This is a genomic window from Paraburkholderia terricola (genome assembly GCF_900142195.1).
GTDB lineage: Bacteria > Pseudomonadota > Gammaproteobacteria > Burkholderiales > Burkholderiaceae > Paraburkholderia > Paraburkholderia terricola.
Genome location: NZ_FRAB01000046.1, coordinates 1 through 26,419, shown reverse-complemented (window position 1 = coordinate 26,419; position 26,419 = coordinate 1). Strand labels below are relative to the sequence as shown.

At 64.6% G+C, this 26,419-nt stretch carries 26 protein-coding genes; 14 read left to right on the top strand and 12 right to left on the bottom strand.

Annotated features, from left to right (window positions below):
• Positions 1 to 1,662, bottom strand: coding sequence for a malonate decarboxylase subunit alpha (gene mdcA, locus BUE39_RS28025; protein ID WP_073431924.1), 1,662 nt, complete (start codon positions 1,660 to 1,662; stop codon positions 1 to 3).
• Positions 1,663 to 1,670: 8 nt separating this feature from the next.
• The gene (locus BUE39_RS28020) at positions 1,671 to 2,444 is read right to left on the bottom strand and encodes a GntR family transcriptional regulator (RefSeq protein ID WP_073431923.1); all 774 of its coding nucleotides are present in this window, start codon (positions 2,442 to 2,444) and stop codon (positions 1,671 to 1,673) included.
• A gap of 342 nt (positions 2,445 to 2,786) precedes the next feature.
• On the opposite strand from BUE39_RS28020, the gene BUE39_RS28015 reads away from it, so the two are divergent.
• Both BUE39_RS28015 and BUE39_RS28010 read left to right on the top strand, forming a co-directional pair.
• Positions 2,787 to 3,080, top strand: coding sequence for a type II toxin-antitoxin system Phd/YefM family antitoxin (locus tag BUE39_RS28015; protein WP_073431922.1), 294 nt, complete (start codon positions 2,787 to 2,789; stop codon positions 3,078 to 3,080).
• Positions 3,081 to 3,090: 10 nt separating this feature from the next.
• Positions 3,091 to 3,342 (top strand): Txe/YoeB family addiction module toxin, encoded by a 252-nt coding sequence (locus BUE39_RS28010; RefSeq protein ID WP_073431921.1) that lies wholly within the window; start codon positions 3,091 to 3,093, stop codon positions 3,340 to 3,342.
• Positions 3,343 to 3,420: 78 nt separating this feature from the next.
• Here BUE39_RS28010 and BUE39_RS28005 read toward each other — a convergent pair whose 3' ends face one another.
• Together BUE39_RS28005 and BUE39_RS28000 are read right to left on the bottom strand one after the other, a co-directional pair.
• Entirely contained in the window at positions 3,421 to 5,559 is a 2,139-nt protein-coding gene (locus BUE39_RS28005; RefSeq protein WP_073431920.1) for a TonB-dependent receptor, read from the bottom strand.
• Positions 5,560 to 6,012: 453 nt separating this feature from the next.
• Positions 6,013 to 6,933: a DMT family transporter gene (locus tag BUE39_RS28000; RefSeq protein WP_073431919.1), complete on the bottom strand. Its 921-nt coding sequence runs from the start codon at positions 6,931 to 6,933 to the stop codon at positions 6,013 to 6,015.
• 103 nt (positions 6,934 to 7,036) lie between these two features.
• Here BUE39_RS28000 and BUE39_RS27995 point away from each other — a divergent pair, with 103 nt between their 5' ends.
• Complete coding sequence (locus BUE39_RS27995) at positions 7,037 to 7,924, top strand: LysR substrate-binding domain-containing protein (RefSeq protein WP_073431918.1); 888 nt, start codon at positions 7,037 to 7,039, stop codon at positions 7,922 to 7,924.
• Between the two features lie 16 nt (positions 7,925 to 7,940).
• Here BUE39_RS27995 and BUE39_RS27990 read toward each other — a convergent pair whose 3' ends face one another.
• Positions 7,941 to 9,461, bottom strand: coding sequence for a carbohydrate porin (locus BUE39_RS27990; protein WP_073431917.1), 1,521 nt, complete (start codon positions 9,459 to 9,461; stop codon positions 7,941 to 7,943).
• A gap of 370 nt (positions 9,462 to 9,831) precedes the next feature.
• Between BUE39_RS27990 and BUE39_RS27985 the strand changes: the two genes are divergently transcribed.
• The 9 genes from BUE39_RS27985 to hutC (BUE39_RS27945) all read left to right on the top strand — a co-directional run bounded on the left by BUE39_RS27985 (position 9,832) and on the right by hutC (BUE39_RS27945) (position 18,413).
• Positions 9,832 to 10,512 (top strand): hypothetical protein, encoded by a 681-nt coding sequence (locus tag BUE39_RS27985; protein WP_073431916.1) that lies wholly within the window; start codon positions 9,832 to 9,834, stop codon positions 10,510 to 10,512.
• Between the two features lie 199 nt (positions 10,513 to 10,711).
• A complete protein-coding gene (locus BUE39_RS27980; RefSeq protein ID WP_073431915.1) occupies positions 10,712 to 11,548 on the top strand; it encodes an arylamine N-acetyltransferase family protein in 837 nt (278 codons plus the stop codon).
• A gap of 16 nt (positions 11,549 to 11,564) precedes the next feature.
• Positions 11,565 to 12,245 (top strand): methyltransferase family protein, encoded by a 681-nt coding sequence (locus BUE39_RS27975; RefSeq protein WP_073431914.1) that lies wholly within the window; start codon positions 11,565 to 11,567, stop codon positions 12,243 to 12,245.
• 324 nt (positions 12,246 to 12,569) lie between these two features.
• Positions 12,570 to 13,394, top strand: coding sequence for a transporter substrate-binding domain-containing protein (locus BUE39_RS27970; RefSeq protein ID WP_374710950.1), 825 nt, complete (start codon positions 12,570 to 12,572; stop codon positions 13,392 to 13,394).
• Positions 13,395 to 13,484: 90 nt separating this feature from the next.
• Positions 13,485 to 14,207, top strand: coding sequence for an ABC transporter permease (locus BUE39_RS27965; RefSeq protein ID WP_073431912.1), 723 nt, complete (start codon positions 13,485 to 13,487; stop codon positions 14,205 to 14,207).
• A 14-nt stretch (positions 14,208 to 14,221) separates the two neighbouring features.
• Positions 14,222 to 14,977: an ABC transporter permease gene (locus BUE39_RS27960; RefSeq protein WP_073431911.1), complete on the top strand. Its 756-nt coding sequence runs from the start codon at positions 14,222 to 14,224 to the stop codon at positions 14,975 to 14,977.
• Between the two features lie 35 nt (positions 14,978 to 15,012).
• Entirely contained in the window at positions 15,013 to 15,804 is a 792-nt protein-coding gene (locus BUE39_RS27955; RefSeq protein ID WP_073431910.1) for an ABC transporter ATP-binding protein, read from the top strand.
• Positions 15,805 to 15,843: 39 nt separating this feature from the next.
• Positions 15,844 to 17,538, top strand: a complete 1,695-nt coding sequence (locus BUE39_RS27950; RefSeq protein ID WP_073431909.1) for an HAL/PAL/TAL family ammonia-lyase — start codon at positions 15,844 to 15,846, stop codon at positions 17,536 to 17,538.
• A 191-nt stretch (positions 17,539 to 17,729) separates the two neighbouring features.
• Positions 17,730 to 18,413: a histidine utilization repressor gene (gene hutC, locus BUE39_RS27945; RefSeq protein WP_090518852.1), complete on the top strand. Its 684-nt coding sequence runs from the start codon at positions 17,730 to 17,732 to the stop codon at positions 18,411 to 18,413.
• 32 nt (positions 18,414 to 18,445) lie between these two features.
• On the opposite strand, the gene hutC (BUE39_RS27940) is transcribed toward hutC (BUE39_RS27945), so the two are convergent.
• From hutC (BUE39_RS27940) to BUE39_RS27920, 5 genes are all read right to left on the bottom strand, one after another.
• Positions 18,446 to 19,285, bottom strand: coding sequence for a histidine utilization repressor (hutC, locus tag BUE39_RS27940; protein WP_073431907.1), 840 nt, complete (start codon positions 19,283 to 19,285; stop codon positions 18,446 to 18,448).
• 57 nt (positions 19,286 to 19,342) lie between these two features.
• Positions 19,343 to 20,212 (bottom strand): amino acid ABC transporter ATP-binding protein, encoded by an 870-nt coding sequence (locus BUE39_RS27935; protein ID WP_073431906.1) that lies wholly within the window; start codon positions 20,210 to 20,212, stop codon positions 19,343 to 19,345.
• Positions 20,213 to 20,231: 19 nt separating this feature from the next.
• A complete protein-coding gene (locus BUE39_RS27930) occupies positions 20,232 to 20,894 on the bottom strand; it encodes an amino acid ABC transporter permease (RefSeq protein WP_073431905.1) in 663 nt (220 codons plus the stop codon).
• A 21-nt stretch (positions 20,895 to 20,915) separates the two neighbouring features.
• On the bottom strand, positions 20,916 to 21,566 hold the full coding sequence (locus tag BUE39_RS27925; protein ID WP_073431904.1) for an amino acid ABC transporter permease: 651 nt from the start codon (positions 21,564 to 21,566) through the stop codon (positions 20,916 to 20,918).
• Between the two features lie 87 nt (positions 21,567 to 21,653).
• Complete coding sequence (locus tag BUE39_RS27920; protein WP_073431903.1) at positions 21,654 to 22,481, bottom strand: transporter substrate-binding domain-containing protein; 828 nt, start codon at positions 22,479 to 22,481, stop codon at positions 21,654 to 21,656.
• Between the two features lie 286 nt (positions 22,482 to 22,767).
• Here BUE39_RS27920 and BUE39_RS27915 point away from each other — a divergent pair, with 286 nt between their 5' ends.
• Positions 22,768 to 23,757, top strand: a complete 990-nt coding sequence (locus BUE39_RS27915) for an isopenicillin N synthase family dioxygenase (protein ID WP_073431902.1) — start codon at positions 22,768 to 22,770, stop codon at positions 23,755 to 23,757.
• Positions 23,754 to 25,202 (top strand): FAD-binding oxidoreductase, encoded by a 1,449-nt coding sequence (locus BUE39_RS27910; RefSeq protein WP_227470930.1) that lies wholly within the window; start codon positions 23,754 to 23,756, stop codon positions 25,200 to 25,202. The genes BUE39_RS27915 and BUE39_RS27910 overlap by 4 nt, the downstream gene beginning before the upstream one ends.
• 50 nt (positions 25,203 to 25,252) lie before the next feature.
• Here BUE39_RS27910 and BUE39_RS27905 read toward each other — a convergent pair whose 3' ends face one another.
• Both BUE39_RS27905 and BUE39_RS27900 read right to left on the bottom strand, forming a co-directional pair.
• Positions 25,253 to 26,023: a hypothetical protein gene (locus tag BUE39_RS27905; protein WP_073431901.1), complete on the bottom strand. Its 771-nt coding sequence runs from the start codon at positions 26,021 to 26,023 to the stop codon at positions 25,253 to 25,255.
• Between the two features lie 225 nt (positions 26,024 to 26,248).
• Positions 26,249 to 26,419 (bottom strand): transposase (locus tag BUE39_RS27900; protein WP_200799525.1); only part of this gene is annotated, 171 nt, incomplete at its 5' end.

Sequence of the window (26,419 nt, the reverse complement as noted above, 5' to 3'; positions counted from 1 at the left end):
TCACCAGCTCCTGAAGCGTGCCGGCGGCGCGTACAGGCCGCCCGACCACGTCACCAGATCGTCGATGCTGCGCGCGGCCAGCAACGAGCGCTTCGCTTCACCGCGCCGTATGCCGAGGTCTTCCGGATACGCGACAATGCCGCGCCGGCGCAGCTCCGCCGTCTTTTCAGGCTTCGCGCGCAATCCGACCGGCGTCACGCCCGCCACCGCGGCGAGCGCAGCGCGCCGCTCGTCGATGCCTTCGGCCTTGTGCAGATGCGCGATGCCTTCCTCGGTGACGACATGGCTCACATCGTCGCCGTAGATCATCACGGGCGCGATCGGCATGCCGTTTTTCGCACCCACCGCGATCGCATCGAGTTCGTCGACGAACGTCGGCTCTCCGCCTTTCTTGTAGGTCTCCGCCAACTGCACGACCAGCTTCTGTCCGCGCGATACCGGCCCTTGATCCTTCAGCAGCTTGAGCCAGGCTTCGCTCGAATGACGTCGGCCGCGCGGATCGTGACCCATGTTCGGCGCGCCGCCGAAACCGGCGAGACGCCCACGCGTGACGGTCGACGAATTCGCGTCCGCGTCGATCTGCAAGGTCGAACCGATGAACAGATCGACGCCGTATTGCCCGGCCAGTTGGCACAGCACGCGATTCGAGCGCAGGCTGCCGTCGTTGCCGGTAAAGAACACATCGGGGCGCGCTTCGATATACGCCTCCATGCCGACCTCGCTGCCGAAGCAATGAATGCTGTCGACCCAGCCCGACTCGATCGCGGGAATCATCGTGGGGTGCGGATTGAGCGTCCAGTTGCGGCAGATCTTGCCCTTCAGACCGAGCGACTCGCCGTAAGTCGGCAGCAGCAATTCGATCGCGGCCGTGTCGAAGCCGATGCCGTGATTCAGCGAGCTCACGCCGTACGGTTCGTAGATGCCGCGGATCACCATCATCGCGGTGAGCACCTGCAGGTCGCCGATATGGCGCGGATCGCGCGTGAACAACGGCTCGACGGCGAACGGCCGGTCCGCCTCCACGACCACGTCGACCCACGAACCGGGAATGTCGACGCGCGGCAGTTCATCGACAATCTCGTTGACCTGCACGATCACGATGCCGTGACGGAACGCGGCGGCTTCGGCGATGGTGGGGGTGTCCTCGGTGTTCGGACCGGTGTACAGATTGCCATGACGATCGGCCTTTTCCGCGCACAGCAGCGCGACGTGCGGCGTCAGATCGACGAACATGCGCGCGTACAACTCCACGTAGGTGTAGATCGCGCCGATCTCCAGTTGCCCGTCCTCGAGCAATTGCGCGACCCGCAAGCTCTGCGGCCCGGCGAACGAAAAGTCGACCTTGTGCGCGATGCCGCGCTCGAACAGCGTCAAATGCTCGGGACGGCTGATGCTCGAAATCAGCAGATGCACGTCGTGAATCTTTTGTGGATCGACCCGGGCGAGCGAGCGCGACAGGAAGTCGGCCTGCTTCTGGTTGTCGCCTTCGAGCGCGACACGGTCGCCCGGCTGGATCAGCGTTTCGAGCGCATCGACGATGCGGTGGGACGGCAGCACGCCGTCTTCCAGCCACGGCGCGATGGCCGCGAGGCGGCGGTTCTTTTCGTCGCGACGCGTGGTCCATGAACGGGTGAGGGGTGAGGCTTCGGCGGAACGGTTCATCGGCGGAGTCAGCTCCCGGTGGTGGTGCGCGCGCGTCTGCCGCGCCGCTTGGGTTGATTCGCATGCGCGGCTTCCGCCTGCGCGCGTTCGGTCAGGAAGCGATGCAGCACGTCGCCGGTGCCGAGCAGATGCGCGACGACCAGCGCCTGGGCCGCGGGAATGTCGCGGCGCCGCACCGCGTCGAGCAGGGCGGCGTGTTCATTGTCGGACTCGCCCTTGTACGACGGCAAGCCGAACTTCAGACGCAGATAGCGTTCGCCACGCCGATGCAGCGTGCCGATCATTTCCTCGAGTTGCGAACGCGCGGCGGGCGCATACAGGCTCATATGAAACGCGACGTTGCGCGCCACGTACAGCGCCGGATCGGGCTCGCGTTCGGCGGCGCGGCACAGCCTGGCGCATTCGCGCAGCGTGGCGGCGGTGTGCCTGGGAATCGCGAGGCCGATGGCGAGGCTCTCCAGCGCGGCACGGATTTCGTAGATTTCGCGCGCTTCATCCGCCGACAAGGGCGCGACCGTCGCGCCCTTATGGACCGCGGCCTTGGCCCAGCCTTCGCTTTCGAGCTGACGCAAGGCCTCGCGCACGGGAATCGCGCTGACCGAGAAATGCCGCGCAATCGCGTCCTGGCGCAGCGGCGCGCCGGGCGCCAGGGTGCCGTCGACGATTGCCGCGCGCAGCGCCTCCGCGATGACACGGGACGTGCTCTCGCGGGGCGCCGCCGCCGGTAGCAGCAGGCCGCGCGTCGGAATGTCCAAGGGGGGACTCTCTGTCGCATCGCTCATAAGTTCAAATATTATATATAAAAATGAGCGTTTGGCAGGCGGTGAACCGGGAGACGAACGGCGAGGTGCCGCTTCAGTGACATTGGCCGTTTGGCCGAGTGGCGCGCGGGGTTGTCGGCGGGCATCCTCTCATGGGTTGGACGACGTATTTCTCCGTTGTTTTTGGGTTTGCCGTTCTGTACAGTGATCTGTACAATGGCCGTGGCCGCCGGGAGGGGGTTTTCCCTTCGGGTCAACGGCTCACGCGGTAGTCCCCGCGGCGCGGTCAATCCGTTTAGCGGTGGAATCGTCTCTAACTTTTGACAGGAGCGATCGGAGGGTAGCCTCTCCAATCGAAAACGAATGAACGTCCTTACTTACAGCGAGGCGCGTGCCGGCTTCAAGCAAGCGATGGACGAAGTCTGCCGCGACCACACGCCCATGCTGATCACCCGGCAGAGCGGCGAAAACGTGGTCATGGTTTCGCTCGATGATTTCAATGCGATGCAGGAGACCTTGTATCTGTTGAGTTCGTCGAAGAACGCCCAGCGGCTCGCTCGATCCATCGCCCAGTTGAACGCCGGCGGTGCGGCCGCGCGCGAACTGCTGACCGATGAACCAACGGAAAAGCCGCAACGAGGAAGCCGCAAAGGCTGACAGTGTTTTTATGTTCACCGACGAAGCGTGGGACGACTATCTCTATTGGCAGGAAACCGACCGCAAGGTGCTGCGCAAGATCAACACGTTGCTGGAGGAATGCCGGCGCGATCCTTATAGCGGTGCGGGAAAGCCGGAGCCGCTGGTCGGCAGCTTGAGCGGCTTCTGGTCGCGCCGCATCACGCATGGCGATCGTCTCGTCTACCTGCCGCGAGACGGAAAGATCTATGTGATTGCCTGCCGTTTTCATTACGGCGATTGAAATAAAAAAACCGGGCGCGGCGCCCGGTTTTTTATTCGACGATTCAACGCAGCCACACGCCGCCGAGTCCGAAAAACTTCACATGTGCCACCGCGCCGCCACGGTCAGCGTGCGCGGCGCGCCCGGCATGTTGTACATGTCCGCGTTGCCGTGCGCCGCGATGAAATACTTGCGATCGAACAGGTTCTCCAGCGTCAACGTGACGTCGACGTTCTTGCCGTGATAACCCGCGCCCAGATCGAAGGTCACGAACGACGGCAACGTGACCGCATCGCTGGCCGACGTATAGCGCGCCGACTGGAACTGCGCGCCGCCCGCCGCGTAGAAGCCGTACTTCAGGTCGCGCTTGATCCAGACGCTCGCGCTATGGCGCGGCATCAGGCCCGGCGTGTTGTCGTGCAAAACCAGCCCGGCCGAGGTCGCTTGCGGCGAGCCGTCCACTTTTCCGTTCATATACGCGTAGCCCGCGTACACCGACCACTTGGGCGCGATCTCGCCGGTCATCGACAGCTCCAGGCCGCGCGAGCGCTGCGTGCCGACCGGCAGCGCGTAGCCCGGGTTAGCAGGATCGGCGATCTGCTGATGGGTCTGCTTCATGTCGAACAGCGCGACGCTCGCGCTCGCCCGGCCCAGGTCGAACTTCGAGCCGATTTCGAAGCTGGTGGTCTTTTGCGGCGCCAGCGCCGAGCCGTTGGCAAACGCGCCGCTGCTGATCAGCGTGTCGGCAAGCGGCGAGAACGACTGGCTATACGACGCATACAGCGACACCCAGTCGAGCGGCTCGTAAATCAGGCCCACGCGCGGACTCCACGCGCGGTCCGTGCGATCCAGATTCACGTGCGCCGGCGTGTAGTCGTTGCGCGTTTGCGTTAGATAGTCGAAGCGCAAACCCGCGAGAATCTTCCAGTGCTCGGTCAGCGAGATCAGGTCCTGCGCATAGACGCCCACCAGTCCGAGCACCGTCGCCGCATTGGTTTTCGCCGCGGTGCCGGGCTTCACGCCGGGCAAGTTGACCAGTTGCGGATTGTAAAGATCGTAGGTGGCGACCTTGTTGGTCGAGTAGATCGTGTCGAACTTCTGCTGTTGCGATAACTCGACGCCGTACAGCAACTCATGCTTCATGCCGAACAGCGTGGTCTTTTGCGTCAGTTCGAACAGGCCGTCCACGCCGTGATCCTGGCGAAAGCGCGTGCTCTGGTCGAGCGTCACCACAGGATGCGCCGCCGTCTTGATCGGCTCGAACGTGACGTAGTTCTTGCGTTCGAGCGAGAAGTCGTACGCGCGCACGGCGGTGTGCAACGACAGCGAATCGTTGAAGCGGTGGTCGAGCGACGCGGTCGCGCTCTTCGCGTCGATGTCGTTGTACGAGGCGTTGACCGCGTTGGACGAGCCGTAATACGTGTTGATCGGCACGTTGACCGGACGGCCGAGATAGGCGGGCAGGCCCTGATCGGAGGTGCGGCGATCGTGCAGATAATCGGCTTCGAGATTGATCGTGGTGTCGCGGTCGATGCGAAATTGCGCGGACGGCGCCACGGCCTGGCGATTCAACTGGAACTGGTCGCGAAAGCTGTTCGAGTTTTCGGCGGCGCCGGTAATGCGAAAACGCGCCGCATCGTTCGCGTTCCAGCCGAGGTCGAATTCGCCGCGACGCTCGCCTTCGGTGCCGAGCGTGACACCCACCGCTTGCTGCGGGTTCGCCGAGGGTTTCTTCAACACGCGGTTGATCAGCCCGCCCGCCGAACCGCGTCCATACAGCACGGCGGCCGGTCCCTTCAACACGTCGACGCGTTCGACGTTCGACAGGTCGCGGTAGTAGAGCGCATCGTCGCGAATGCCGTCGACGTATTGATCGGTCATGCTGTTGAAGCCGCGCAACGTGACCTGATCGCGCTGGCCGTCGCCGACTGAAAAGCCGACGCCCGGCACGTTGCGCAGTGCATCCTGCAACGAGCTCGCGTTCTGCTCGTCGAGCAGCGCGCGCGGCACGATATTGACGGTCTGCGGCACGTCCATCAGCGACATGCTGGTTCTGGTCGCGGTGTTCGACGTGCTGGTGTCGTACGAGCGGTCGGCGGCGGCCTTGACGGCGATGGCCGGCAGCGTGTTGTCGGCGGCGCCGGCGGCGGGTGCCGTCTCTTGCGCCATCAAAGGCTTCACACCGGCGAGGGACGTGGCGATCAGCAGTGCGCGGTAAATCTTCTTATTGACGTTCATGTTGACGTTCTTTGAGTCGGATCGGTGGCTGTTATAGGTTTGGGTTTTTAAGCGCGGCGAAGCGGCATGGCACGCGGGCAAACGCGCGCCGCGCGGCAAGGTAAGGGCCGCGAAATGGGTCAGGCAAGGCGCAGTGGGGATCCCCTGTTACTGTCGAATGAATTCGAAAATCGAAACGGCCGGGGCGCCGCTCGTCAGCGCGCGAAATGCGCGGGCGTGACATCGGCTGCCGCGGAATGGCATGTCGATGTGGGGATGGGAGATACAGCGGAAGCCGGATCAGTGCCCGGCTTGTAATATCTTGAAATTATAAACGAGAAGAATTCTCGATTGTGCGAAATGCATGGAGAACGTTGGTTTTTTGCAAGGTATGTTTCGGGTCGATGCGAGCAGAGAACGCGAACCGCCTTGCGTCCAATGCCACTGCGCGTGCGGCGCAGGCGCGGCGGCAACTCAATCCGCGTGACGCCGCGCACGTCCGCCCGGCCGTAATGCTGAAAGCAGCGGCCAGCCGAGATTGACGCCCAGACTCGCGACCACGATCAACGCCATGCCCGCGAGTTGCGGCAGCGACAGCGCCCGCCCATACACGAGCGCGTCGACCACGATGGCCGTCAACGGATAGACGAACAGCAGCACGGCGATGATCGGCGTGGTCAGCCTGGGCAGCGCGCCGTAGATCAGCACATACGAGAGCCCCGTATGCAGCACGCCCATGCCGATCAGCCAGAACCACTGCATCGCGCCGATGGGCTCGGCGGCGAGCGGTGCGATGAACGGCAGGCATACCACGCCGACCGCGCACTGCGCGAGCGTCAGCAGATGCGGCCGCAGCTCGCCGAGTCCCTTGGCGATCAACGTGACGCCCGCATACAGCACCGACCCCACCAAAGCCTCGCCGATACCGATCAGATAGCGCGTGTGCCCCTGCAGATTCTCGGTGGCCGCGACGCCCGACGCGAGCACGAGTCCGACGAAGGCGGTCGCGATCCAGCCGAGCCGGTCGGCGCCCAGGCGCTCCTTGAAGAGCGCCGCGCCGATCAGCACGACCCAGAACGGCTGCACGTGAAACACCACCGTCGCCACCGCAATGCTCGTGCGATGAATCGCATCGAAGAAACCGACCCATTGCGTGACCATCAGCACGCCGGAGATCAGCGCCAGCATGACCGTGCGGCGCGTGAAATGCGCGCGCGTGAAGAAGCCCTTCCAGGCGCAATACGCAGCGAGCGACAGGAAGCCGAACAGGCAGCGAAAGAACACCAGCGTCAGCGCGCCGAGCCGCGCTTCCTCGACGAACACACCGAGCGTGCCCATCAGAAGCCCGCCGCTCGCCAGCGTGATCGCGCCTTGTTGACGTGGGGAGAAGGACATGCGAAGCGGCCTCGGTAGACGTGGAATCACGAATATTGCGCGGCTTGCGTGGCTGTCACAAACGAATTAAATTGAGCAATTCCATAAGCCGGATTGATGAATCATGCACGCCGAATTCGACGTCGATTTGCTGCGCACCTTCGTCGCGGTGGTGGAAAACGGCAGCTTCACGAAGGCGTCGGTGTCGGTGCATCGCTCGCAGGCAGCGGTCAGCATGCAGATCAAGCGGCTCGAAACCATGCTCGGCACCACGCTGTTTGCGCGCAACACGCGCAATCTGTCGCTCACGCGGCCCGGCAACACGCTGCTCGAATACGCGCGGCGCGTGCTCGCGTTGCATGAGGAGGCGTGGTCGGCGATCGTGCGGCCGGAAGTGACCGGGCGCGTGGTGCTCGGCGCGCCGGACGATTACGTGTCGTCGCTGTTGTCGCCGGTATTGCGGCGCTTTTCGAATCTGTATCCGCATGTGGAGATCGAAATCGTCTGCGCGCAGAGCACGTCGCTCGCGCCCATGCTGGCCGATAACAGGATCGATCTCGCCTTCGTCACGCGCGACCGCAAACTGCGCGGCGAATTCGTGCGCAGCGAGCCGATGGTGTGGGTGGGGGCGTCGGTGGAGACGCCGGTGCTGGCGGTGTCACCGTTGCCGGTCGGACTGTACGAACCGGGTTGCGTGGCGCGTCAGCACACGCTCGCCGCGCTGGACGGCGCACGTATCCGCTATCGGGCCGCGTTCAGCAGCGCCAGTTTGATGGGCCTCGTGGCGACCGTGGACGCGGGACTCTCGGTGGTCGCGCTCACGCGTTGCAGCGTGCCGCCGCGGCTGGCGATTCTCGGCGAGGCGCAAGGCTTGCCGAAGATCGCTCCGCTGGAAATCGTGGTGGCGCGCAGCGCCAAATCGGACCGGCCCACGTGCGACTATCTGGCCGCGCAGATGGTGCAGGATCTGTCGCTGCGCACGCAGGCGCGCGGTTCGGCGGCGCCTGCGTAGGGCCACACACCACGCATCAGAACGCGATGTTGGTCCGCACCCCAACCACGAACGTATTGCGCAGCGGCTGCGCCGGGTCGTTCGGATTCTGACCGGCGCCCGCGTTGAACGTGTATTGCGCATCGGCTTGCAGCGTCCACCATGGAGCGACCTGATACTGATAGGTCGCTTCGAGCGCCGTTTCACTCGTGCGCACGCCGTACGGCCCGCCGCTGAATGCCCGGCTATCCTGGTCGAGTCCGTGCGTGTGATTGCCGACCTTGATGTAGGTGAGGGCGAGGCCCGCGCTGTCGTTGTCGCGTCCGGCGAACGGCGCTTTCAGCACGACGCCGAGGTTCGCCGCGAAGCTCACCAGGTTGCGGTCGCCCGGCGCGCCCATCACGCGGGCGAACACGCCGAGGCTGCGCGCCGCGTCCGGGCTCGGACGCCAGATCATCTGGTCGGCCACGGCGTAGAAGCTGCAGTCGCCGCGATGATTCGCGGCAGTGCCGGTGGAGGCCGGATTCGCGAGCGACAGTCCGGTGTTGTCGTAGCGTTGATCCGCGAAGCGGCCGTTGTTGTACCAGAGGCCGATCTTGTAGGTGCCCGGCAAACCGCCGCCGCTCGCGGCGGGCTTTCCGTCTTCCGCCGGCTGGTTGATCGCGTACTGCAACTCCCCGATGAACAGCGTGCCGTTATGCAGATTGAAGTTGGTGCCGCTCTTGTTGTTCGGATTGTTGCCGAGCGGGTCGCCGTCGAACACGCCGGCGAGCGCCGTCAACGAGGGCGTGATCTGGCCGCGCACGCGAACGCCGAGCGCCGACAGCGGGTAAGCGGGACCGCCTGACGGCATGTCGTACGAGGGCAGCGCGGGCCAGCCGAACATCGTGTTGAGGAAGAGCGCCGAATAGGTGCTCGCGATGAATTCCTGGTCGATGCTTTGCTGACCGATCTTCACGTCGACGCGCTTGTCGAGGAACGACTGCTGATACCACAACTCCCACAGGCGCGTCGTGCCTTCGGCTTCGATGCCGCTTGCCGTATTCAGCGTGCCGAGTTTGTCTGCGCTGAGATTGCGGCCGTGAATCTGCAACGCGCTGACGTTGAACTGGCCGCCGGGCAGGCCGAACGCTTCTTGTGTGTCGAGCTGAAGGGCCGCTGTGGTCACACCGTCGTAGGCTGCGCCGCGCGCGAGGCCGCCACGAAGGTTGCCGAGAATTTCGCTGGTCTCGGTGACGGTGAGCGTCACGCCGTACTTGCCGAGCCAGGGGCGCAAACCGCCCATATCGCCGAGCATTTGCTCGCGCTCCCAGAAACCGGCTGGTGGTTTGGTATCCGTCGCGTTGGCGTTGGCGTTGGCGTTGCGTTCGGCTTCGGCCGCTTCCGGCGCGGCGTCGGAGTTGGCCTGCGCCATCGCGGCGCCCGCTGTCAGCGATGCGCACGCAAAGGCCGTGTAAAGCGCGGCGCGCCGCATCGACGGTAGACGCGAACGGCGCGCGGCATGCTCGCGCAGCGAACCTGCGCGAGCCGTGAGTCCGCTGGATGAGGAGAGTTTCATCGGGATCCTTATTGGTATCGTATGGAGTGGTTCGAGCATCGCGGGGCGGTGTCTCCATGGGCCCGCGATGTGCCGCATCCATTTGCCACGCCGGACTACAGCAGAAGGCGAGATCGTACTCATGCGTAATCGATGCGTCAACAAATGAGAACGATTCGCATCGAACTTGCCAAAGCGCAATTTTTTACCTTGACATATCGCGACTCAGCGGCCACTCATCGGCCACTCATCGGCCACTCATGGGCCACTCGACGTGACTGAGCCCGAATGCGCGAGCGCATTGCCCGGCGTGGTCGCTTCGTATGAACCGGCGCGAGGCCAGGGTGTCGAACCGCGCGAGTACCCCAAAGTCCCAAGTCAGGAGAGACACATGAATAAGCGCAGCCTTTTGATTTCGTTGCTCGCGAGCGGCGGTTTGCTGATGAGCGGCGTGTCGAACGCGCAGCTGAATCTGAAGCAATTCGGCATAGGCGGCGGCGAGAGTTCGGCGGACGCGGGCGCGGCGTCGTCGGGTGGCATCTCGCAGTTGTTGCAAACCTACGTCGGCGCGAATCAACAGGTGCTGAGCGGCCAATCGAGTCTCGCGTCGGCGATGGGTTTGAGCAGTGCGGCAGGGCAAGCGCAACAGGCGGCGGGATTGCTGAGCGGCGGCACGCCGTCGGTCAGTCAATTGACGCAGGCGGGCAGCACGCAGCAGTCGTTGTCGCAAACGCTGACGCAGGCGTTGGCGAGCCGCGCGAGTGGCGGCTCGTCGGCGGCGCCGGTGAACAAGCAGGCGTTCACGGACGGCCTCGCGTCGCTCGGTAAAGGCGTGAGCCAGTATTCGAGCTTGCAGTCGGGGCTCGGCAGCATTGGGAAAATGAATCCGTCGTCGCTATTGCTGGCCGGCATGAATCCGCAGACCGCGCAGAGCGCGTCGTATATCGCGCAGTCCGCGCCGGGTCAGTTGCAATCGTTGATGTCGACGCTGAGCGCGGCGGTGCAGTTCGCGTCGAGCCACGGCATCAGCGTGCCGTCGATCGCGACCTCGGCGTTGCAAGGCGGCCAGTAAGGATAGGCCAGGCATGCGAGCGCCGCGCCGCGGCGGCGCGGCGCGAGCCGTGCGAAATCCTACGAAAACAGGCAGAGCGCGGTGCGCCGGGCGGCCTCGAAAAAACGGCTATGATCATCACCCGAAGCCGCGAGGCCGCATCCGGCCCACGCACGATTCACCCATGCCCAACACGCCAAACCCTACCGGGACCACGCCGATGTCAGACACAGTGAATCTGGAAAACTACTTCGCCCGCATAGGTTATCGAGGCCCGCGCGCGGCAACGCTGGAAGTGCTGCGGGACATCCACACGCTGCACCCGCGAGCGATCCCCTTCGAGAACCTGAACCCGCTCACGCGCCGCGCGGTGAAACTCGACCTCGCGTCGATCGAGAACAAACTCGTCACCGAGCGCCGCGGCGGCTACTGCTTCGAACAGAACGCGCTGCTGGCAAACGTGCTGACGCAGTTGGGCTTCAAGGTCACGCCGCTGCTGGGCAGAGTGCTCTGGGGGCGCGAGCCCGGCGTGATTCCCCCGCGCACGCACATGGTCTTGCGCATCGACATCGGCAACGAAGCGTGGATCGCCGACGTCGGCTTCGGCAGCGTCACGCTCACCGCACCGCTGCGTCTGAACGCGGGCCTCGCGCAGCCCACGCCGCTGGGCACGTTTCGCCTCGCCGACGCGGCGCATGGTTCGCTGTACCTCGAAGTGCTGACGCGCGACGAGAGCTGGTCGCGCGTTTATCGTTTCGACCTGCAGCCGGTCGAGTGGATCGACTACGAGACCTCGAACTGGTACACGTCCACGGCGCCGGATTCGATCTTCGCGAGCAACCTGATCGTGTGCCGCGTATTGCCCGAAGCGCGGCTCACGCTGCTCAACGATCTACTGAACGAACGCGCCCCGGACGGCCAGATCGTCAGCGAACGGCAACTCGCGAGCGCGGACGAACTCGCCGCTTGTCTGCGCGATCGCTTCGGCCTGAATACCGGCGGCATCGACATCGGCGAAATATTCGGCCGCGTGCGTACCCCGGCCAACAGCGCGTAACGAGCCGGGCATCGCCATGATCAAGCGCCTGATTCTCCACACAGCGGCCTGGCTGGTGTTCATGGGCGTGCTGTTGTTCGGCGCGGCCGGCACTTTCGCGTGGCCGGCCGCATGGTGGTATCTGATCGAGATGGGCGTGCTGAGCCTGTGGATCGGACTGTGGCTCGCGCGTCACGATCCCGGCTTGCTCGCCGAGCGCATGTCCGTGTTCGCGCAGCCGCAGCAAAGCCGCTGGGACCGTCTCTTTGTGACGAGCGCCGGCGTGGCGTGGTTCGGCTGGCTGATCCTGATGGGGCTCGACGCGATGCGCTTTCACTGGTCGGCGCCGTTGCCGGTGGCGCTGGTCAGTCTCGGTTCGTTGTGCGTGTTCCTTTGCATCTTCATGTGCCGCTTCGTATTCCGTGCGAACAGCTTTGCCGCGCCGGTCGTGAAGATCCAGGCGAGCCGCGGCCATAAGGTGATCGACAGCGGCCCTTACGCGTATGTCCGTCATCCGATGTATTCGGCCGCGCTGCTGTTTTTCATCGGCACGCCGTTGCTGCTCGGCTCATGGTGGGGGCTCGCCGTGGCGCCGGTCATGGCGATCGGACTCGGCTGGCGCGCGGTGCGCGAGGAGCGCATGCTGGCCGAGCAGCTCGACGGCTACGCCGACTACACCGCACGCGTGCGCTACCGTTTCGTGCCCTTCATCTGGTAACGCGGCGGTGCGCCATTCTTGCTCGCACTGCCCCTCGTGTACCAACCTGTCTAGACAAAGCGCACCGCGCTGACGCATGCAAGCGCATGCGTTCTCTGCTCATCATTGACTCGTCACTCCCAGCAAAGCCTTGTAACACTGCGCTTTCTAGGGGCTTACCCGATGATTCCGGCGATTCCACGCAAATTCTCTTGCGACGGTTTTTTGACTCATGCAGACTTGTCTATACAAATTAAGCAGCGGTTAAACATCCAGTTCGACGGTTTCCTCAATCAAAGGAGTTTCGACGTGAAAGTGAAGCGCACGACGTTAGCAAAAGCATTGATGGGCGCCGTTCTCGGCGCCGCGACGATTTTCGCGGCACCGGCCCAGGCCAAGGACTGGAAGACGGTGACCATCGCGCTCGAAGGCGGCTATGCGCCGTGGAACCTCACGTTGCCGGGCGGCAAGCTGGGCGGCTTCGAACCCGAACTGGTCGCGAATCTGTGCGAGCGCATCAAGCTGCAATGCAATCTCGTGGCGCAAGACTGGGACGGCATGATCCCCGGTCTGCAAGCCGGCAAGTTCGACGTGTTGATGGACGCGATCTCGATCACGCCCGAGCGTGAAAAAGTCATCGCGTTCTCGAAGCCGTATGCCGCCACGCCCGCCACCTTCGCCGTGACGGACGCGAAAGTGCTCGCCAAGGCCGCGCCCACCGCGGGCGTCGTCAAGCTGACGGGCGATCCCAAGACCGATCAACCCACCGTCGACGCGTTGCGCAAGCAGTTGAAGGGCAAGACCATCGGCATCCAGTCGGGCACGGTCTACACCAGGTTCATCAACGAAGGCTTCAAGGACATCGCCACGATCCGCGTCTACAAGACCTCGCCCGAGCGCGATCTGGATCTCGCGAACGGCCGCATCGACGCGTCGTTCGACGACGTGACCTACTACGCCGCCAACATCGACAAGAAGGAAACCGCGTCGATCCTGATGGCCGGTCCGAAGATCGGCGGCCCGATCTGGGGTCCGGGCGAAGGTCTCGCATTCCGCAAGCAGGACGCCGATCTGAAAGCGAAGTTCGACACCGCGATCAGCGCCGCGCTCGCCGACGGCACCGTCAAGAAGCTGTCCGCCAAGTGGTTCAAGACCGACGTCACGCCTTGATTCGCTGAACGTTCAGAGGTAGAGGCGGGCGCGGCATCGACAGGCCGCGCCTCGCTGGTTCGATCCGCCGTAACGGCTGAGGGGTAGGGAATGGCGCTGATAGAGATGCTCGGCTTCGGGCCGGAGGGCTGGGGCGGCGTGTTGCTGCTCGCGGCGTTGATGACGGTCGCGCTCACGCTGGCGGCGCTCGCCGTCGGCGCGGTGTTCGGCGCGCTGGTGGCGGCGGCCAAGCTGTCGCGGTTTCGCACGCTGCGCGTGATCGGCGACATCTACACCACGGTGTTTCGCGGCGTGCCTGAACTGCTCGTCATCTATCTGTTCTATTTCGGCGGCTCCACGCTCGTCACGACTGTCGGCCAATGGTTCGGCGCCGAAGGTTTTGTCGGCGTGCCGCCGTTCGTGATCGGCGCGCTCGCGGTCGGCATGATTTCCGGCGCGTATCAGGCCGAGGTGTACCGCTCGGCGGTGCTCGCGGTCTCGCGGGGCGAACTCGAAGCCGCGCGCTCGATCGGCATGCCCACGCTCACCATGGCGCGCCGCATTCTGATTCCGCAAGTGCTGCGTTTCGCGCTGCCCGGCATCGGCAACGTGTGGCAATTGAGCCTGAAGGATTCGGCGCTGATCTCCGTCACGGGGCTCGCCGAATTGCTGCGCACGAGCCAGGTGGCGGCGAGTTCCACGCATCAATACTTCACGTTCTTCGTGGTGGGCGGCGCGCTGTATCTGCTGATGACCGGCATCTCGAACCGCATTTTCAACCGCGCCGAAGCACGCGTGGGCCGGTCCTTCAAGCGCAACTTCGCGCGCAACTGACGAGGACGGACATCATGCATTTCGACTTCGACTTCCTTCTCGATACGCTGCGGCAACTGCTGGTGGCGGTGCCGACCACGCTCGGCCTGTTCTTCTGCTCGCTGATTCTCGGCGGCTTGCTTTCCCTCGTGATCGTCACGATGCGCGTATCGCCGCGTTGGCTGCCGAACCGCTTCGCACGCGCTTATATCCTGGTGTTCCGCGGCTCGCCGCTGCTGATCCAGATGTTCCTCGTCTACTACGGCATGGGTCAGTTCGGCGTGATTCGCGAGAGCTTCCTGTGGCCGGTGCTGCGCGAGCCATACCTGTGCGCGGTTTTATCGCTGGCGTTGTGCACCGCCGGCTATACGGCGGAAATCATTCGCGGCGGCTTGATGGCCGTGCCGGTCGGCCAGATCGAGGCCGGTTATTCGATCGGCCTGTCGGGCTTCGCGCTGCTGCGCCGCGTGATCGGTCCGATTGCGCTGCGCCAGTGCCTGCCCGCGTATTCGACCGAAGCGGTGCTGCTCGTCAAATCCACCGCGCTCGCGAGCCTCGTCACCGTGTGGGAAGTGACCGGCGTCGCGCAGCAGATCATTCAGCAAAGCTATCGCACGACCGAAGTATTCATCTGCGCGGCGCTGATCTATCTGTTCCTGAACTTCGTCATCGTGCGTCTGCTCGGCTACCTCGAGACGCGTCTGTCGCGCCATCTGCGCGCCGCGCCCGCGCAGGCCGCGCCGAGCCGGCCGGTTTCAGCCACCGCCGAAGCACGCCGCGCCGCGCCCTGAACGGCCGCCCATCCCGGATGAATCTGGAGAATCCCATGAACGCCACCGCACCCGTTGCACTTTCGGTCAAGAACATTCACAAGTCGTTCGGCGACCATCACGTACTCAAGGGCATTTCGCTCGACGCCCATCAAGGCGACGTGATTTCGATTCTCGGCGCGAGCGGCTCGGGCAAGAGCACGTTTCTGCGCTGCCTGAATCTGCTCGAAACGCCCGACGAGGGCTCGGTCGCGCTCGCCGGCGAGGAACTGAAAATGAAGCGCCGCGGCGACGGCAAGCTGCAACCGAGCGATCGCCGTCAAGTCGACCGGGTGCGCTCGCAACTCGGCATGGTGTTCCAGAACTTCAATCTCTGGTCGCATATGACGGTGCTGGAAAACCTGATCGAAGGCCCGATGCGCGTGCAAAAACGCAGCCGCGCCGAGTCAGTGGAAGAAGCCGAGGCGCTGCTCGCGAAAGTCGGCCTCGCGGAAAAGCGCGGCCACTATCCGGCGCATCTGTCGGGTGGTCAGCAGCAGCGCGTGGCGATCGCGCGCGCGTTGGCGATGCATCCAAAAGTGATGCTGTTCGACGAGCCGACCTCCGCGCTCGATCCCGAACTGGTGGGCGAAGTGCTGCGCGTGATGCGCTCGCTCGCCGAGGAAGGCCGCACCATGCTGGTCGTCACGCATGAAATGGGTTTCGCGCGGCACGTATCGAATCGCGTGATGTTCCTGCATCAAGGCCAGGTGGAAGCCGACGGCACGCCCGACGAAGTCTTTGTCGAATGCAAGTCGGACCGCTTCCGGCAATTCGTGTCGAGTCATCAGGACCGCACCACCAACTGATCCGCAGCACTTGGCTACCTTACCGCGCAGAGCACCATCATGGCCGTGATCCGTTCCGATCGTCCTCTCGACTGGGCTCAGGTGGCGGCCATCGCCGCCGGCGAGCCGCTCGAACTTTCCGCCGACGCCCGCGCGCGCATCGCGGCGGCGCGCGTGCTCGTCGAACAGATCGTCGAGCGCGGGATTCGCGCCTACGGCGTGAACACCGGCGTGGGCGCGTTGTGCGACGTGATCGTGTCGCCGAGCGAACAGCGCACGCTGTCGCGCAACATTCTGATGAGCCACGCGGTCGGCGTGGGCGCGCCGCTCGGTGTCGCCGAGACGCGCGCGATCATGGCCGCGGCCGTCAACAACTTCGCGCACGGGCATTCCGGCATCCGCCTGGAAGTCGTCGATCAACTGGTCGCCTTGCTCAACGCGGATTGTTTGCCCGAGGTGCCGGCATTCGGTTCCGTCGGCTATCTGAGCCATATGGCGCATATCGCGCTGGTGTGTATCGGCGAAGGCCATGTACGTCATCGCGGCGAGCGGCTCAAGGGGCGCGACGCGCTGCAACGGCTCGGCCTCGAACCGCTCGTGCTCGAAGCCAAGGAAGGGCTGAGCCTGATCAACGGCACGCCGTGCGTGACCGGCCTCGCGGCGTTGGCGCTCGCGCGCGCCGCGCGTTTGCTCGACTGGACCGACATGGTCGCCGCGATGAGCTTCGAGAACTTGCGCGGCCAACTCGCGGCTTTCGCCGAGGATTCGCTCGCACTGCGCATTTCGCCGGGGCTGAACCTGGTCGGCGAACGCATGCGCGCGGCGCTCGCCGACAGCGGCATTCTCGCGGCGGTGGTCGGTCATCGCACGCAAGACCCGCTGAGCATGCGGACCATTCCGCACGTGCACGGCGCGGCGCGCGACGTGCTGGCCGCGACCGCGGTCGTGGTCGATCGCGAACTCGCGTCGATTACCGATAACCCGATCGTCGCCGGCACGCCCGAGGACCCGCGCGTCTATTCGCAGGCGCATGCGGTGGGCGCGTCGATCGCACTCGCGATGGACAGCCTCGCCACCGCGATCGCGCAAGTCGCCGCGATGGCCGAGCGGCGTCTCGACCGTCTGGTCAATCCGCTCGTCAGCGGCTTGCCGGCTTTTCTCGCCGAGCCGGGCGGCACCTGTTCCGGTTTCATGATCGCGCAGTACACGGCGGCCTCGCTGGTCGCGCAGAACCGGCGTCTCGCGATGCCCGCGAGTCTCGACGGCGGCATCACGTCCGGCCTGCAGGAAGACCACCTGTGCCATGCCACGCCCGCCGCGCTCAAGGCGCTGGAGATCGTCGACAACGCCGGGCGCATCGTCGCGATCGAGTTGCTGGCGGCGGCGCAGGCCTACGATCTGCAACGCGTGGACGCGCCGCGCGCGCCGCATACCGACGCGCTGTGGCAACGCGTGCGCCGCGTCGTGCCCACCTACCGCGACGACCGGCCGCTCGCGGACGACATGAGCATTGCGTTTCGCATGATCGCCGACGAGGCGCCGCCGCCGCTGCCGAACCCGGGTAACATTGGGCCCCGGCCGGTTACCTCCGGGCGCGGCCCGGAGCTTGCTGTGCTGGTGAAGGTGGCGAACGTGGCGAGTGTGCCGGATACAGGCAAGCTCGACGCAAGCGCGCATGGCGCGGCCAATGACGCAACCACGGCCCCAATCATGAACGCGCCCAACCACGGGCCAACCGTCGCCCGCGAGGCGTGATGCAGACATCCGGTGAGCGGGCTACCCGCCTGCGAACCGGCGAAAGTGGACAATCCAAACACACCGTGTACTACCCGCGTACCACCCACGAGGTCGACGTGAACACTATTACAAACACAAACGCGCAAACCGCAGACACGCAGGACCGCCTTGATGGTCCCGATCGCAGCCCGGAGACACCCGCGAAGGCGATGCCCGCCTACGAGCAGATCAAGCGCTACGTGATCAGGCGCATCAGTGAAGGCGACTGGAAGCCGGGCGGCCTGATTCCATCGGAAACGGAGCTGGTCAAGGAATTCGGTGTTGCGCGCATGACCGTGTCGCGCGCGCTGCGCGAGTTGACGACCGAACGCGTGCTTACGCGCGTGCAAGGCTCGGGCACCTTCGTCGCGCCGCAACGCTACGAATCGACGGTGCTGGAAATCCGCAATATCGCCGACGAAATCGCCGCGCGCGGTCATCGTCATTCGGCCCGCGTGCTCACGCTCGAACCGAGCGACGACCCGCAAGCGCTCGAAGCGCTCGGACTCGCGAGCGGCCCGGCGTTTCACTCGTGCATCGTGCACAGCGAGGAAGGCGAGCCGATCCAGTACGAGGACCGCTACGTGAACCCGAAGGTATTCCCCGACTACCTGCAACAGGACTTCACCGTCGAGACGCCGAATCACTACATGGTGCGGCTCGCGCCGATCCAGCGGGCGGAGTTTCGCATCTACGCGCAAAAACCCGACGCTTATGTGCGGCGGCATCTGCTGATGGATATCGGCGAGCCGTGCTTGCAGCTATGGCGCCGCACATGGGTGGGCGACGATGTGGCGACCTCGGTGCAGTTGTGGCATCCGGCGTCGCGGTTTCATCTGGCGGGGAACGTATAGAGCGGGTTGGCGCGGATTGATATGTCGTGCCGTCAACCTTGACGCTGCGACATATCCGGCGAAAACCGGCAGCCCAGCCGATAGCGCGAGCCCGGATGCACGAAACGCGCGAACGTCACCGCCACGCCGCTCGTCCAAGTGCGGCGCATCAGCGTGAGGCACGGTTCCTCAGCACGGATTTCGAGCAGATCCGCTTCGGCGCGCGTCGGCAGACCCGCGTCGACCACATGCTCGACGTCGTGCGCCGGCACGGTCTCGAACAGATACTCCGACGGCCTGATCGTCGAAAAATCCTGCTGCAAAAAATCCGGCGCGGTCGCGGGATTCACATAGCGATCCTCCAACTGCACCGGCAAGCCGTTCTCGCGGTGCACGCAAATCACATGGAACACCGAGGCGCCCGGCGCGAGGCCCAGCGCATTCGACACCATCACCGAGGCCGTTTCGCGTTGCGACAGCCGTGTGTCGTAGCTGTACTCGTGGCCGCGCGAGCGGATCTCGTCGCCGATATGCGCGATCATCAGCAGCGTCGATTGCGGCTTGCTTTGCGCGACGAAGGTGCCGACGCCGGATACGCGCGTGACGAGCCCTTCGTCCGCCAGCTCGCGCAGCGCGCGATTCACGGTCATGCGCGACACGCCGAGCGTCGCGACCAGATCCAGTTCGGAAGGCAGGCGGTCGCCCGCTTGCCGCGCGCCCGATTCGATGATCGCGCGGATATGGTGTTTCACCTGTTCGTAGCGTGCGGCCGGCGCGTCGTCGGCGGGGCGCGTGGATCGGGCGGCGCGCGTGGTTCCCGTCGCGCCCGTGGCTTTCGGCGACGCGGCGGGCGGCGGCTTGTCGTGGGCTCGGCTGCGAACGGTGGAGGACATCGGCGTTCTCGCGCTACCGTCCGCGTGACGCTTGCGCGGGTGCCAATTCGCGCGCGCTCATAGCGGCTCCACGTCATCGGGACCGCGTGTCCAGAAGGCGTTGCGGTCGAAGTAGTTTTGCAGGAACTGCCGCAAGCGCGGCTGCCCGGCGTCGTGAAAGACTTCGCGCGGTTTGCCTTGCACGGCGATGCGGCCTTGATCGATGAACATGACCTTGTCGGCGACCTGCGCGGCAAAGCCCATTTCATGCGTGACGACGGCCATCGTCATGCCGTCGCGCGCGAGCTGCTTCATCACTTGCAACACTTCGCCCACCAGTTCGGGATCGAGCGCCGAGGTCGGCTCGTCGAACAGCATGATGTGCGGCTCCATCGCCAGCGCTCGCGCAATCGCCACGCGTTGCTGCTGACCGCCCGAGAGTTTCGCGGGGTACGCATCGCCTTTATGCGCGAGGCCGACCGTTTCGAGCATCGAATTCGCGCGGCGGCGCGCTTCGTCGCGTGAAAGATGACGCACGCGCAGGAGCGCTTCCGTCACGTTGCCGAGCGCCGTCATGTGCGGCCACAGATTGAACTGCTGAAACACCATGCCGACGTTGCGCCGCACGCGATTGATCTCGCCCTGCGAGGCGCGCACGCGCTTGCCGCTGCGCTCGCTGTAGCCGAGCAGTTCGCCTTCGATGCGCACCTCGCCGTGGTCGTAGGTTTCGAGCGCGGCGAGGCAGCGCAGCAGCGTACTCTTGCCCGACCCCGACGGGCCGATGATGCAGACCACTTCCGAGCGGGCGATCCGCAGGTCGACGCCGCGCAGCACCTCGACTTCGCCGAAGCGTTTGCGCAGATCGCGCACTTCGATCAGCGGCGCGCCGCGCGACGTATCGGCGGCAGCGGTGGAGGCGGAGGAGGGCATGTCGGCGATGGCGTTCATAAGGTGGTCCCGATTGCGTTCATGCCATGAAGCGTGCGATGCGGCTTTCGGCCCACATGCCCGCGCGCGACGTGAGTTCGACCAGCGCGAGATAGCACACGCACAGCACCAGCAGGGTTTCGACGAAGGCAAACGTGGCCGAGCCGATGGCGGTCAGCACGAACGTGAGTTCGGGCACGGTAACGATCGACAATACCGCCGTTTCCTTGCTCAGCACGATGATCAGATTGGTCAGTGCGGGCACGATCAGCACGAGCATTTGCGGCACCTGAATGCGCAGGACGGCTTGCCAGCGCGTGAGGCCGAGACACGCGGCCGCTTCCAGATGACCGGGCGGCACCGATTGAAAGCCGGAGCGGAACGCTTCGGCGAAATACGCGCTGCCGTAGAGGCCCAAGCCGAGCACGCCGGCCGTCATCGGTTCGAGCGTGAGGCCGAAGGACGGTCCGCCGTAGTAAAGCAGAAACAGTTGCACGAGAAAGGGCGTGCCGCGAAACAGTTCGATATGGAGGCGCAGCAGGCCACGCACCCAGCGTCCGCAAAAGAGTTGCAGCACGGCGATCAGGAAGCCGATCAGCATGCCGATCGCGACGCCCGCGGCCCACGTGCCGAGCGTGGTCGCGAGGCCGGCGGCGATCGGCTGGAGGTTGTGCGTGATGACGGTGGGGTCGAGCGTTTGCATGGTTTGCTTTCGATCTCGGGCTCAGGCTCGCTGCAAGCGATATTCGGCGGCATGCGCGATGAGCGCGAGCGCACCGCAGATCACGAAGTAAATCAGCCCGGCGGCCAGATACGCTTCCAGCGGCCGATAGGTACTGGCGGCGATGTTCTGCGCGGTGCGCGTCAATTCGGCCACGCCCACCACCGAAATCAGCGACGAAGCCTTGATCAGCAGCACCATTTCGTTGACGAGCGACGGCAGCGTCAAGCGAAACGCTTGCGGCACCAGAATGCGCCGCAGCATGTCGAACGGCGAAAGCCCAAGCATGCGCGCCGCTTCCAGATGGCCCGGCGGAATGCTGAGAAAACCGCCGCGCAGAATCTCGGCGATATACGACGCGGAACACAGCGACACGGCGCTGATCGCGGCCACCACCGGCGACACGTTGATGCCCGCGAACGGCAGCAGGTAGTACACCAGCAGCAGTTGCACCAGCATCGGCACGCCGCGAAAGAAGAACACATAAGCGCCGCCGAACATGCGCGCCGCGCGGTTCGTGGAAAGCCGCGCGGCACACACGCCGACCGCGACGAAGAAACCGATCAGCAGACCCGTCAGCGAAATGCCGATGGTGGCGAGCGCCGCATGCAACAGCAGCGGCAAGCCCTGGACGAAGACGGTTGTGCTGAGCATGAACGTCGCACTCGCTGGAACGGGGAGGGCGATGCGGCCTGTGGAAAAGCGCGCATCGCCTGCATCGAAACGATGGTTCGGGGGCCGTCAATAGTTCGGCGTGGGCATCGTACTTGGCGCGTCCATCGCGACGCCGAACCATTTCTTCTGCAAGGTCGCGAGGCGCCCGTCGTTGTGCATCTTCACGAGCGCGGCGTTGAAGGCGTCGGCGAGCGGCTTGCTGTCCGCGTCTTTACGCAGGCAGTAAGCAAAGTACACTTTCGCGCCGAACGGCGGCTGCACCACGGCGAACGTTTCGGGACGTTGCTTCGCCACATACGCGATGTTGGTCATCGAGTTCGCGACCGCCGCGATCCGGCCGGCGGCGAGATCGGCGTAAGCCTGATTGTTGTCGACGTATTCGCGGATTTCAGGCGGCTTCGGCAAGGTGGCGACGTAGCTCTTCAACTGATCGAGTTGCGCCGAGCCCTTGCCCGCGCCGACCGTCTTGCCCGCGATGTCCGACGATTGCTTGACCGAAGCATCGTTGGCGCGCTTGAGCAGCGCGTCGGTGGCGTCCGCGATCGGCAGCGTGTACGTGTAGCGCTCCATGCGCGCCTTCGTGACCGTGAGGGGTCCGCCCACCATGTCGAACTTGCCCGCTTCGAGACCCGGCAGCACGCTCGGCCACGGCAGGTCGATGAAGCGCACCTTCACGCCCAGTTCCTTGCCGACCTCGGCGAACAGATCCTTGTTGAAGCCCGCTTGCTGGCCGTTTTCGAGGAAGTCGAACGGCGCGAACTGCATCTCGGTGCCGACCACCAGTTCGCCGGCTTTCTTTACTTTGGCGAGCTGGTCTTCGGCGTGGGCCGCGACGCTTGCCGCGCACAACGCCAGCATGACCAAACGACACTTCCAGCCTGCAAGGATGCTCATGAGATTCTCCGGGTGGCAAAGCGGTGTCGCGCGAAAGCGGTCCGCGAACGGGCACGGCGCGAGTCATGCGAGGCAGTATATACCGCGTTTTTCGCACGAAACAAATAAACGCGCGAGTAGAGAAAAGCCCTTACGTGAAGCGCTGCGAAGCAACTTGCGGGTGTGCTTTTGGCGGTATATACAACTGGGATGCGCGAGGCGCGCGAACTTGCGGTACCTCTTGCGGCACCCCGTTCGCGCCGCGCATTGAGCAGTCGAATCGACCGGCCTTTCATGGAGTAACGCGATGCCTGTGACCCGCATTCCGATCATCGATTTCGCCGGCGTTCGCGCGGGCGATCCGCAGGCCTTGCAGCGCGCCGCGCGGGAAATCCGTGAAGCGTGCACGACCATCGGCTTCTTCTACATCGTCAATCACGGCGTGCCGCAAGCGACGATCGACGCAGCCGCGCAGGCGGCGCGCACGTTCTTCGCGTTTCCGGTGGAGACCAAGCGGCGCGCGGCGGTCAATCATCGGCATCGCGGCTTCAATGCGCTCGGCGACGCGACCATGTATCAGGCCACGCGTCCCGACTATAAAGAGTTCTTCAGCATCGGCCTCGAATTGCCGGAGGACGATCCCGACGTGCTGGCCGGCCAGGCGCTGCGCGGCCCGAACAACTGGCCCGACTTCATGCCGGAATTGCGTCCCGCGTTGTATGGCTACTATGAAGCGGTCGGGGCGTGCGGCGCTGATCTGCTGCGCGCGGTGGCGGTGAGTCTCGGCGTCGACGAACAGTTCTTCGCGCCGCGTTATACGAAGCGGATGCAGCGCACGCAGATGGTCTACTATCCGCCGCAGCCGCCCCAATCGGATGCGGATCAATTCGGCGTCGCGCCGCATACCGACTACGGCTGCATCACGTTGCTCTGGCAGGATCAGGTGGGCGGCTTGCAGGTGCGTGAAATCGCCAACGACACATGGGTGGAGGCGCCGCCGATCGAAGGCAGCTTCGTCGTGAACGTCGGCGATCTGCTCGCGCGCTGGACCAACGACCGCTTCCGCTCCACGCTGCATCGCGTGATCAATGCGTCGGGGCGCGAGCGCTATTCGATCGCGACGTTCTACGATCCCACCTACGGCGCGCGGGTCGATCCGCGCGAGCTCGGCACGAGCGAGGCCGACCTGAAGTATCAGCCGGTTGCGGCAGGCGACTATATCCTCGGGCGCATCAACGATTCGATGGGTTATCGGAAGAAGCAGGCACGCGAAGGAACGCAAGGAACCACTGCATGACGGATAACAGCAGGGAAAACAGCGGGACAAACAGCGGGACGCACAGCGGGACACACAGCGCGGCGCCGCTTGCCGCGACACTCGATGCACTGCGCGCCGCGCTCGGTGACGATGCGGTGCGCGTCGGCGCAGAGATCGGCGAACGCGCGCTCACCGACTGGACGCGCCACGATCCGACGCGCCCCGCCGCGTTGCTGCTGCCGCGCAGCACGGAAGAAGTCTCGCGCGCGCTGGCGATCTGCCATGCGGCGCATCAACCGGTGGTGCCGCAAGGCGGCATGACCGGTCTCGCGGGCGGCGCGATTGCACGCGCCACGGATATCGCGTTATCGCTCGAACGCTTGAGCGGCGTCGAGGAAGTCGATGCCGCGTCGGCCACGCTCACGGTGCGCGCCGGCACGACCTTGCAAGCCGCGCAGGAAGCGGCCGCCGAAGCCGGCTTCGAACTGGCGCTCGATCTCGGCGCGCGCGGCTCGTGCCAGATCGGCGGCAATCTGGCGACCAACGCGGGCGGCAACCGCGTGGTCCAGTCGGGCACCGCGCGCGATCAGGTGCTCGGGCTGGAAGTGGTGCTCGCCAATGGCGACGTGCTGACCTCGCTCGGCAAGATGGTCAAGAACAATACCGGCTACGACCTGAAACATTGGTTCATCGGATCGGAAGGCACGCTCGGCATCATCACGCGCGCGGTGTTGCGGCTCCATCCGCGGCGCGCGGCGCGTCACACGGCGCTGGTCGCGCTCGACGGGTACGACGGCGCCGTGAACCTGCTGCGCCGTCTGTCGACGCGTTTCGGCAACGACATCGGTGCATTCGAGATCATGTGGCCGGACTTCTACGATTTCGGCGTGAAGCTGACGGGCACGCGCTCGCCGTTCGCCGACCCGCATCCGCTTTATGCGCTGATCGAACATGCGGGCTTCGATTCAGGCGACGACGGCGAACGTTTCGCCGCCGCGCTGACCGACGCGCTCGACGCCGGCGCGATCCGCGACGCGGTGATCGCGCAGTCGGTGGCCGATGCGCGCGCGCTGTGGGCGATTCGCGAGTGCACCGCGGAGTTTCCGGTGCGGCTGGATGCGATCAACTTCGACGTGAGCCTGCCGATCGGCGAGATCGGCGCGTTCGTCGACCGTTGCCGCGCGGCGCTCGATCGGCAATGGCCGGGCAACGTGGCGTATTTCTTCGGGCATATCGGCGATTCGAATCTGCATGTCACCGTCGACGGCCATTCGCTTGCCGGCGTCGAGCATCACGCCGTGTATGCGTTCGTCTACGAGATGCTGCGTCCGCTGCGCGGATCGGTGTCGGCGGAACATGGCATTGGCTTGCTCAAGCGCGAGTTTCTGCCGATTTCGCGTTCAGCCACGGAACTGGCGGCGATGGCCGCGATTAAACATGCGCTCGACCCGCACGGCATCCTGAATCCGGGCAAGCTGTTTTGAGCGCGGCGCGAAGGTACGCGCATGCGCGCGAATATGCGCGAATATGCAATTTACTGCGGCGCGGTGTCGACGTGCGCCAGCAACTCGCGAGCGTAACGCCGGTAGAGCCAGGAGAGCGAAGCCGCCACCAACACGACCAACGATACATTCAGCAGCGCCTCGACAACGCTGAGGGACTTGCTCGAATAGTCGTTCGGCATGGACACGCCCAAGGCGATGCCCACGAGTACGGCTACGACGATAAGCGGCAGACAGGCGACGACGCCGACACCGAACATGTTCCAGACATGCCCGCGGCTGTCGCGCCATGCGGCGCGCAGCGTGAGGCGGCCGCCGAGCGCAATGGACGGGTAAAGCAGGATCAGCCGGAAAGACACGAACAGACAGATCGCGATCACAGGCAGATAGACGAGGCCCGCCAGCTTGAACCCGCGCGTGGCGGTGTAGGTGAGCCCCATCGCCGCAAGCACGATCAGCATGCTGGCGAGCCACACCGCCAGATAACGGCCGAGCGGCTTGCCATTCAGCGGCATGAGCGGGTTCGCGCCTTCGCCGAGCAGCACGAAGCGATGCACCTTGATCGTCAGCACGCTGGACACCACCATCTGCAACGCGAAAAAGCCCAGTGAAAGCAGCGCGTGGCCGAGTAGCGCGGCCGGGGCCACAGCGCCCGCGGCGTTCGACGGCCGCTGGCCGATCAGCAGCGAAGTACAGGCGAACACCGCCCAAACGCCGACGAACAGCCACGGCATCTGCGTGACGGCTTGCCACGAACTGATCCATCCTTTCTTGACGCAGGCCCCGAAGGTCAACTGTTCCATGTTTTGTTTAGCGCTCGCTATTCGTTGAGTGCCCGCATATTAACCAAAGTATTTTCAAATGCGAGCTTTAGCAGGCTGCTGAAATACAGTCCGACAGAAGCAGCCTTTCTGCACTTACGCGGCTCTCGCCACAAGGTTTATCGCATTGTGCAATTTCAACGTGAATTCCACGCTTGTTCGGCAGTTTGAGGCCAATTTCTGGCTTCATTGCCGCGTTTTTCGCTGCTACAGACGGACTTGTGTCAGTGAGCGCATGCGCACGAGGTTGTAGGCAGCCATGTTCAACACGAACATCTGGTCCACTTTCTTCAACCCGCGCACCACCACCTGGCGCATGCGCCCCACGGTCTTGGCCCACCCGAAGCCTTGTTCGATCAACTTGCGCTTTTGCTGCGA

Bases quoted from the DNA above. Each gene is read 5' to 3' on its own strand.
- BUE39_RS27925 (WP_073431904.1), bottom strand. From the start codon at position 21,566: ATGCTCAGCACAACCGTCTTCGTCCAGGGCTTGCCGCTGCTGTTGCAT.
- BUE39_RS28010 (WP_073431921.1), top strand. From the start codon at position 3,091: ATGTTCACCGACGAAGCGTGGGACGACTATCTCTATTGGCAGGAAACC.
- BUE39_RS27910 (WP_227470930.1), top strand. From the start codon at position 23,754: ATGACGGATAACAGCAGGGAAAACAGCGGGACAAACAGCGGGACGCAC.
- BUE39_RS27975 (WP_073431914.1), top strand. From the start codon at position 11,565: ATGATCAAGCGCCTGATTCTCCACACAGCGGCCTGGCTGGTGTTCATG.
- BUE39_RS28020 (WP_073431923.1), bottom strand. From the start codon at position 2,444: ATGAGCGATGCGACAGAGAGTCCCCCCTTGGACATTCCGACGCGCGGC.
- BUE39_RS27970 (WP_374710950.1), top strand. From the start codon at position 12,570: ATGGGCGCCGTTCTCGGCGCCGCGACGATTTTCGCGGCACCGGCCCAG.
- BUE39_RS27930 (WP_073431905.1), bottom strand. From the start codon at position 20,894: ATGCAAACGCTCGACCCCACCGTCATCACGCACAACCTCCAGCCGATC.
- BUE39_RS27960 (WP_073431911.1), top strand. From the start codon at position 14,222: ATGCATTTCGACTTCGACTTCCTTCTCGATACGCTGCGGCAACTGCTG.
- BUE39_RS27920 (WP_073431903.1), bottom strand. From the start codon at position 22,481: ATGAGCATCCTTGCAGGCTGGAAGTGTCGTTTGGTCATGCTGGCGTTG.
- BUE39_RS28005 (WP_073431920.1), bottom strand. From the start codon at position 5,559: ATGAACGTCAATAAGAAGATTTACCGCGCACTGCTGATCGCCACGTCC.
- hutC (WP_073431907.1), bottom strand. From the start codon at position 19,285: ATGTCCTCCACCGTTCGCAGCCGAGCCCACGACAAGCCGCCGCCCGCC.
- BUE39_RS27980 (WP_073431915.1), top strand. From the start codon at position 10,712: ATGTCAGACACAGTGAATCTGGAAAACTACTTCGCCCGCATAGGTTAT.
- BUE39_RS27950 (WP_073431909.1), top strand. From the start codon at position 15,844: ATGGCCGTGATCCGTTCCGATCGTCCTCTCGACTGGGCTCAGGTGGCG.
- mdcA (WP_073431924.1), bottom strand. From the start codon at position 1,662: ATGAACCGTTCCGCCGAAGCCTCACCCCTCACCCGTTCATGGACCACG.
- BUE39_RS27905 (WP_073431901.1), bottom strand. From the start codon at position 26,023: ATGGAACAGTTGACCTTCGGGGCCTGCGTCAAGAAAGGATGGATCAGT.
- BUE39_RS27985 (WP_073431916.1), top strand. From the start codon at position 9,832: ATGAATAAGCGCAGCCTTTTGATTTCGTTGCTCGCGAGCGGCGGTTTG.
- BUE39_RS27990 (WP_073431917.1), bottom strand. From the start codon at position 9,461: ATGAAACTCTCCTCATCCAGCGGACTCACGGCTCGCGCAGGTTCGCTG.
- BUE39_RS27965 (WP_073431912.1), top strand. From the start codon at position 13,485: ATGGCGCTGATAGAGATGCTCGGCTTCGGGCCGGAGGGCTGGGGCGGC.
- BUE39_RS27955 (WP_073431910.1), top strand. From the start codon at position 15,013: ATGAACGCCACCGCACCCGTTGCACTTTCGGTCAAGAACATTCACAAG.
- BUE39_RS27935 (WP_073431906.1), bottom strand. From the start codon at position 20,212: ATGAACGCCATCGCCGACATGCCCTCCTCCGCCTCCACCGCTGCCGCC.
- BUE39_RS27995 (WP_073431918.1), top strand. From the start codon at position 7,037: ATGCACGCCGAATTCGACGTCGATTTGCTGCGCACCTTCGTCGCGGTG.
- BUE39_RS27915 (WP_073431902.1), top strand. From the start codon at position 22,768: ATGCCTGTGACCCGCATTCCGATCATCGATTTCGCCGGCGTTCGCGCG.
- BUE39_RS28015 (WP_073431922.1), top strand. From the start codon at position 2,787: ATGAACGTCCTTACTTACAGCGAGGCGCGTGCCGGCTTCAAGCAAGCG.
- hutC (WP_090518852.1), top strand. From the start codon at position 17,730: ATGCCCGCCTACGAGCAGATCAAGCGCTACGTGATCAGGCGCATCAGT.
- BUE39_RS28000 (WP_073431919.1), bottom strand. From the start codon at position 6,933: ATGTCCTTCTCCCCACGTCAACAAGGCGCGATCACGCTGGCGAGCGGC.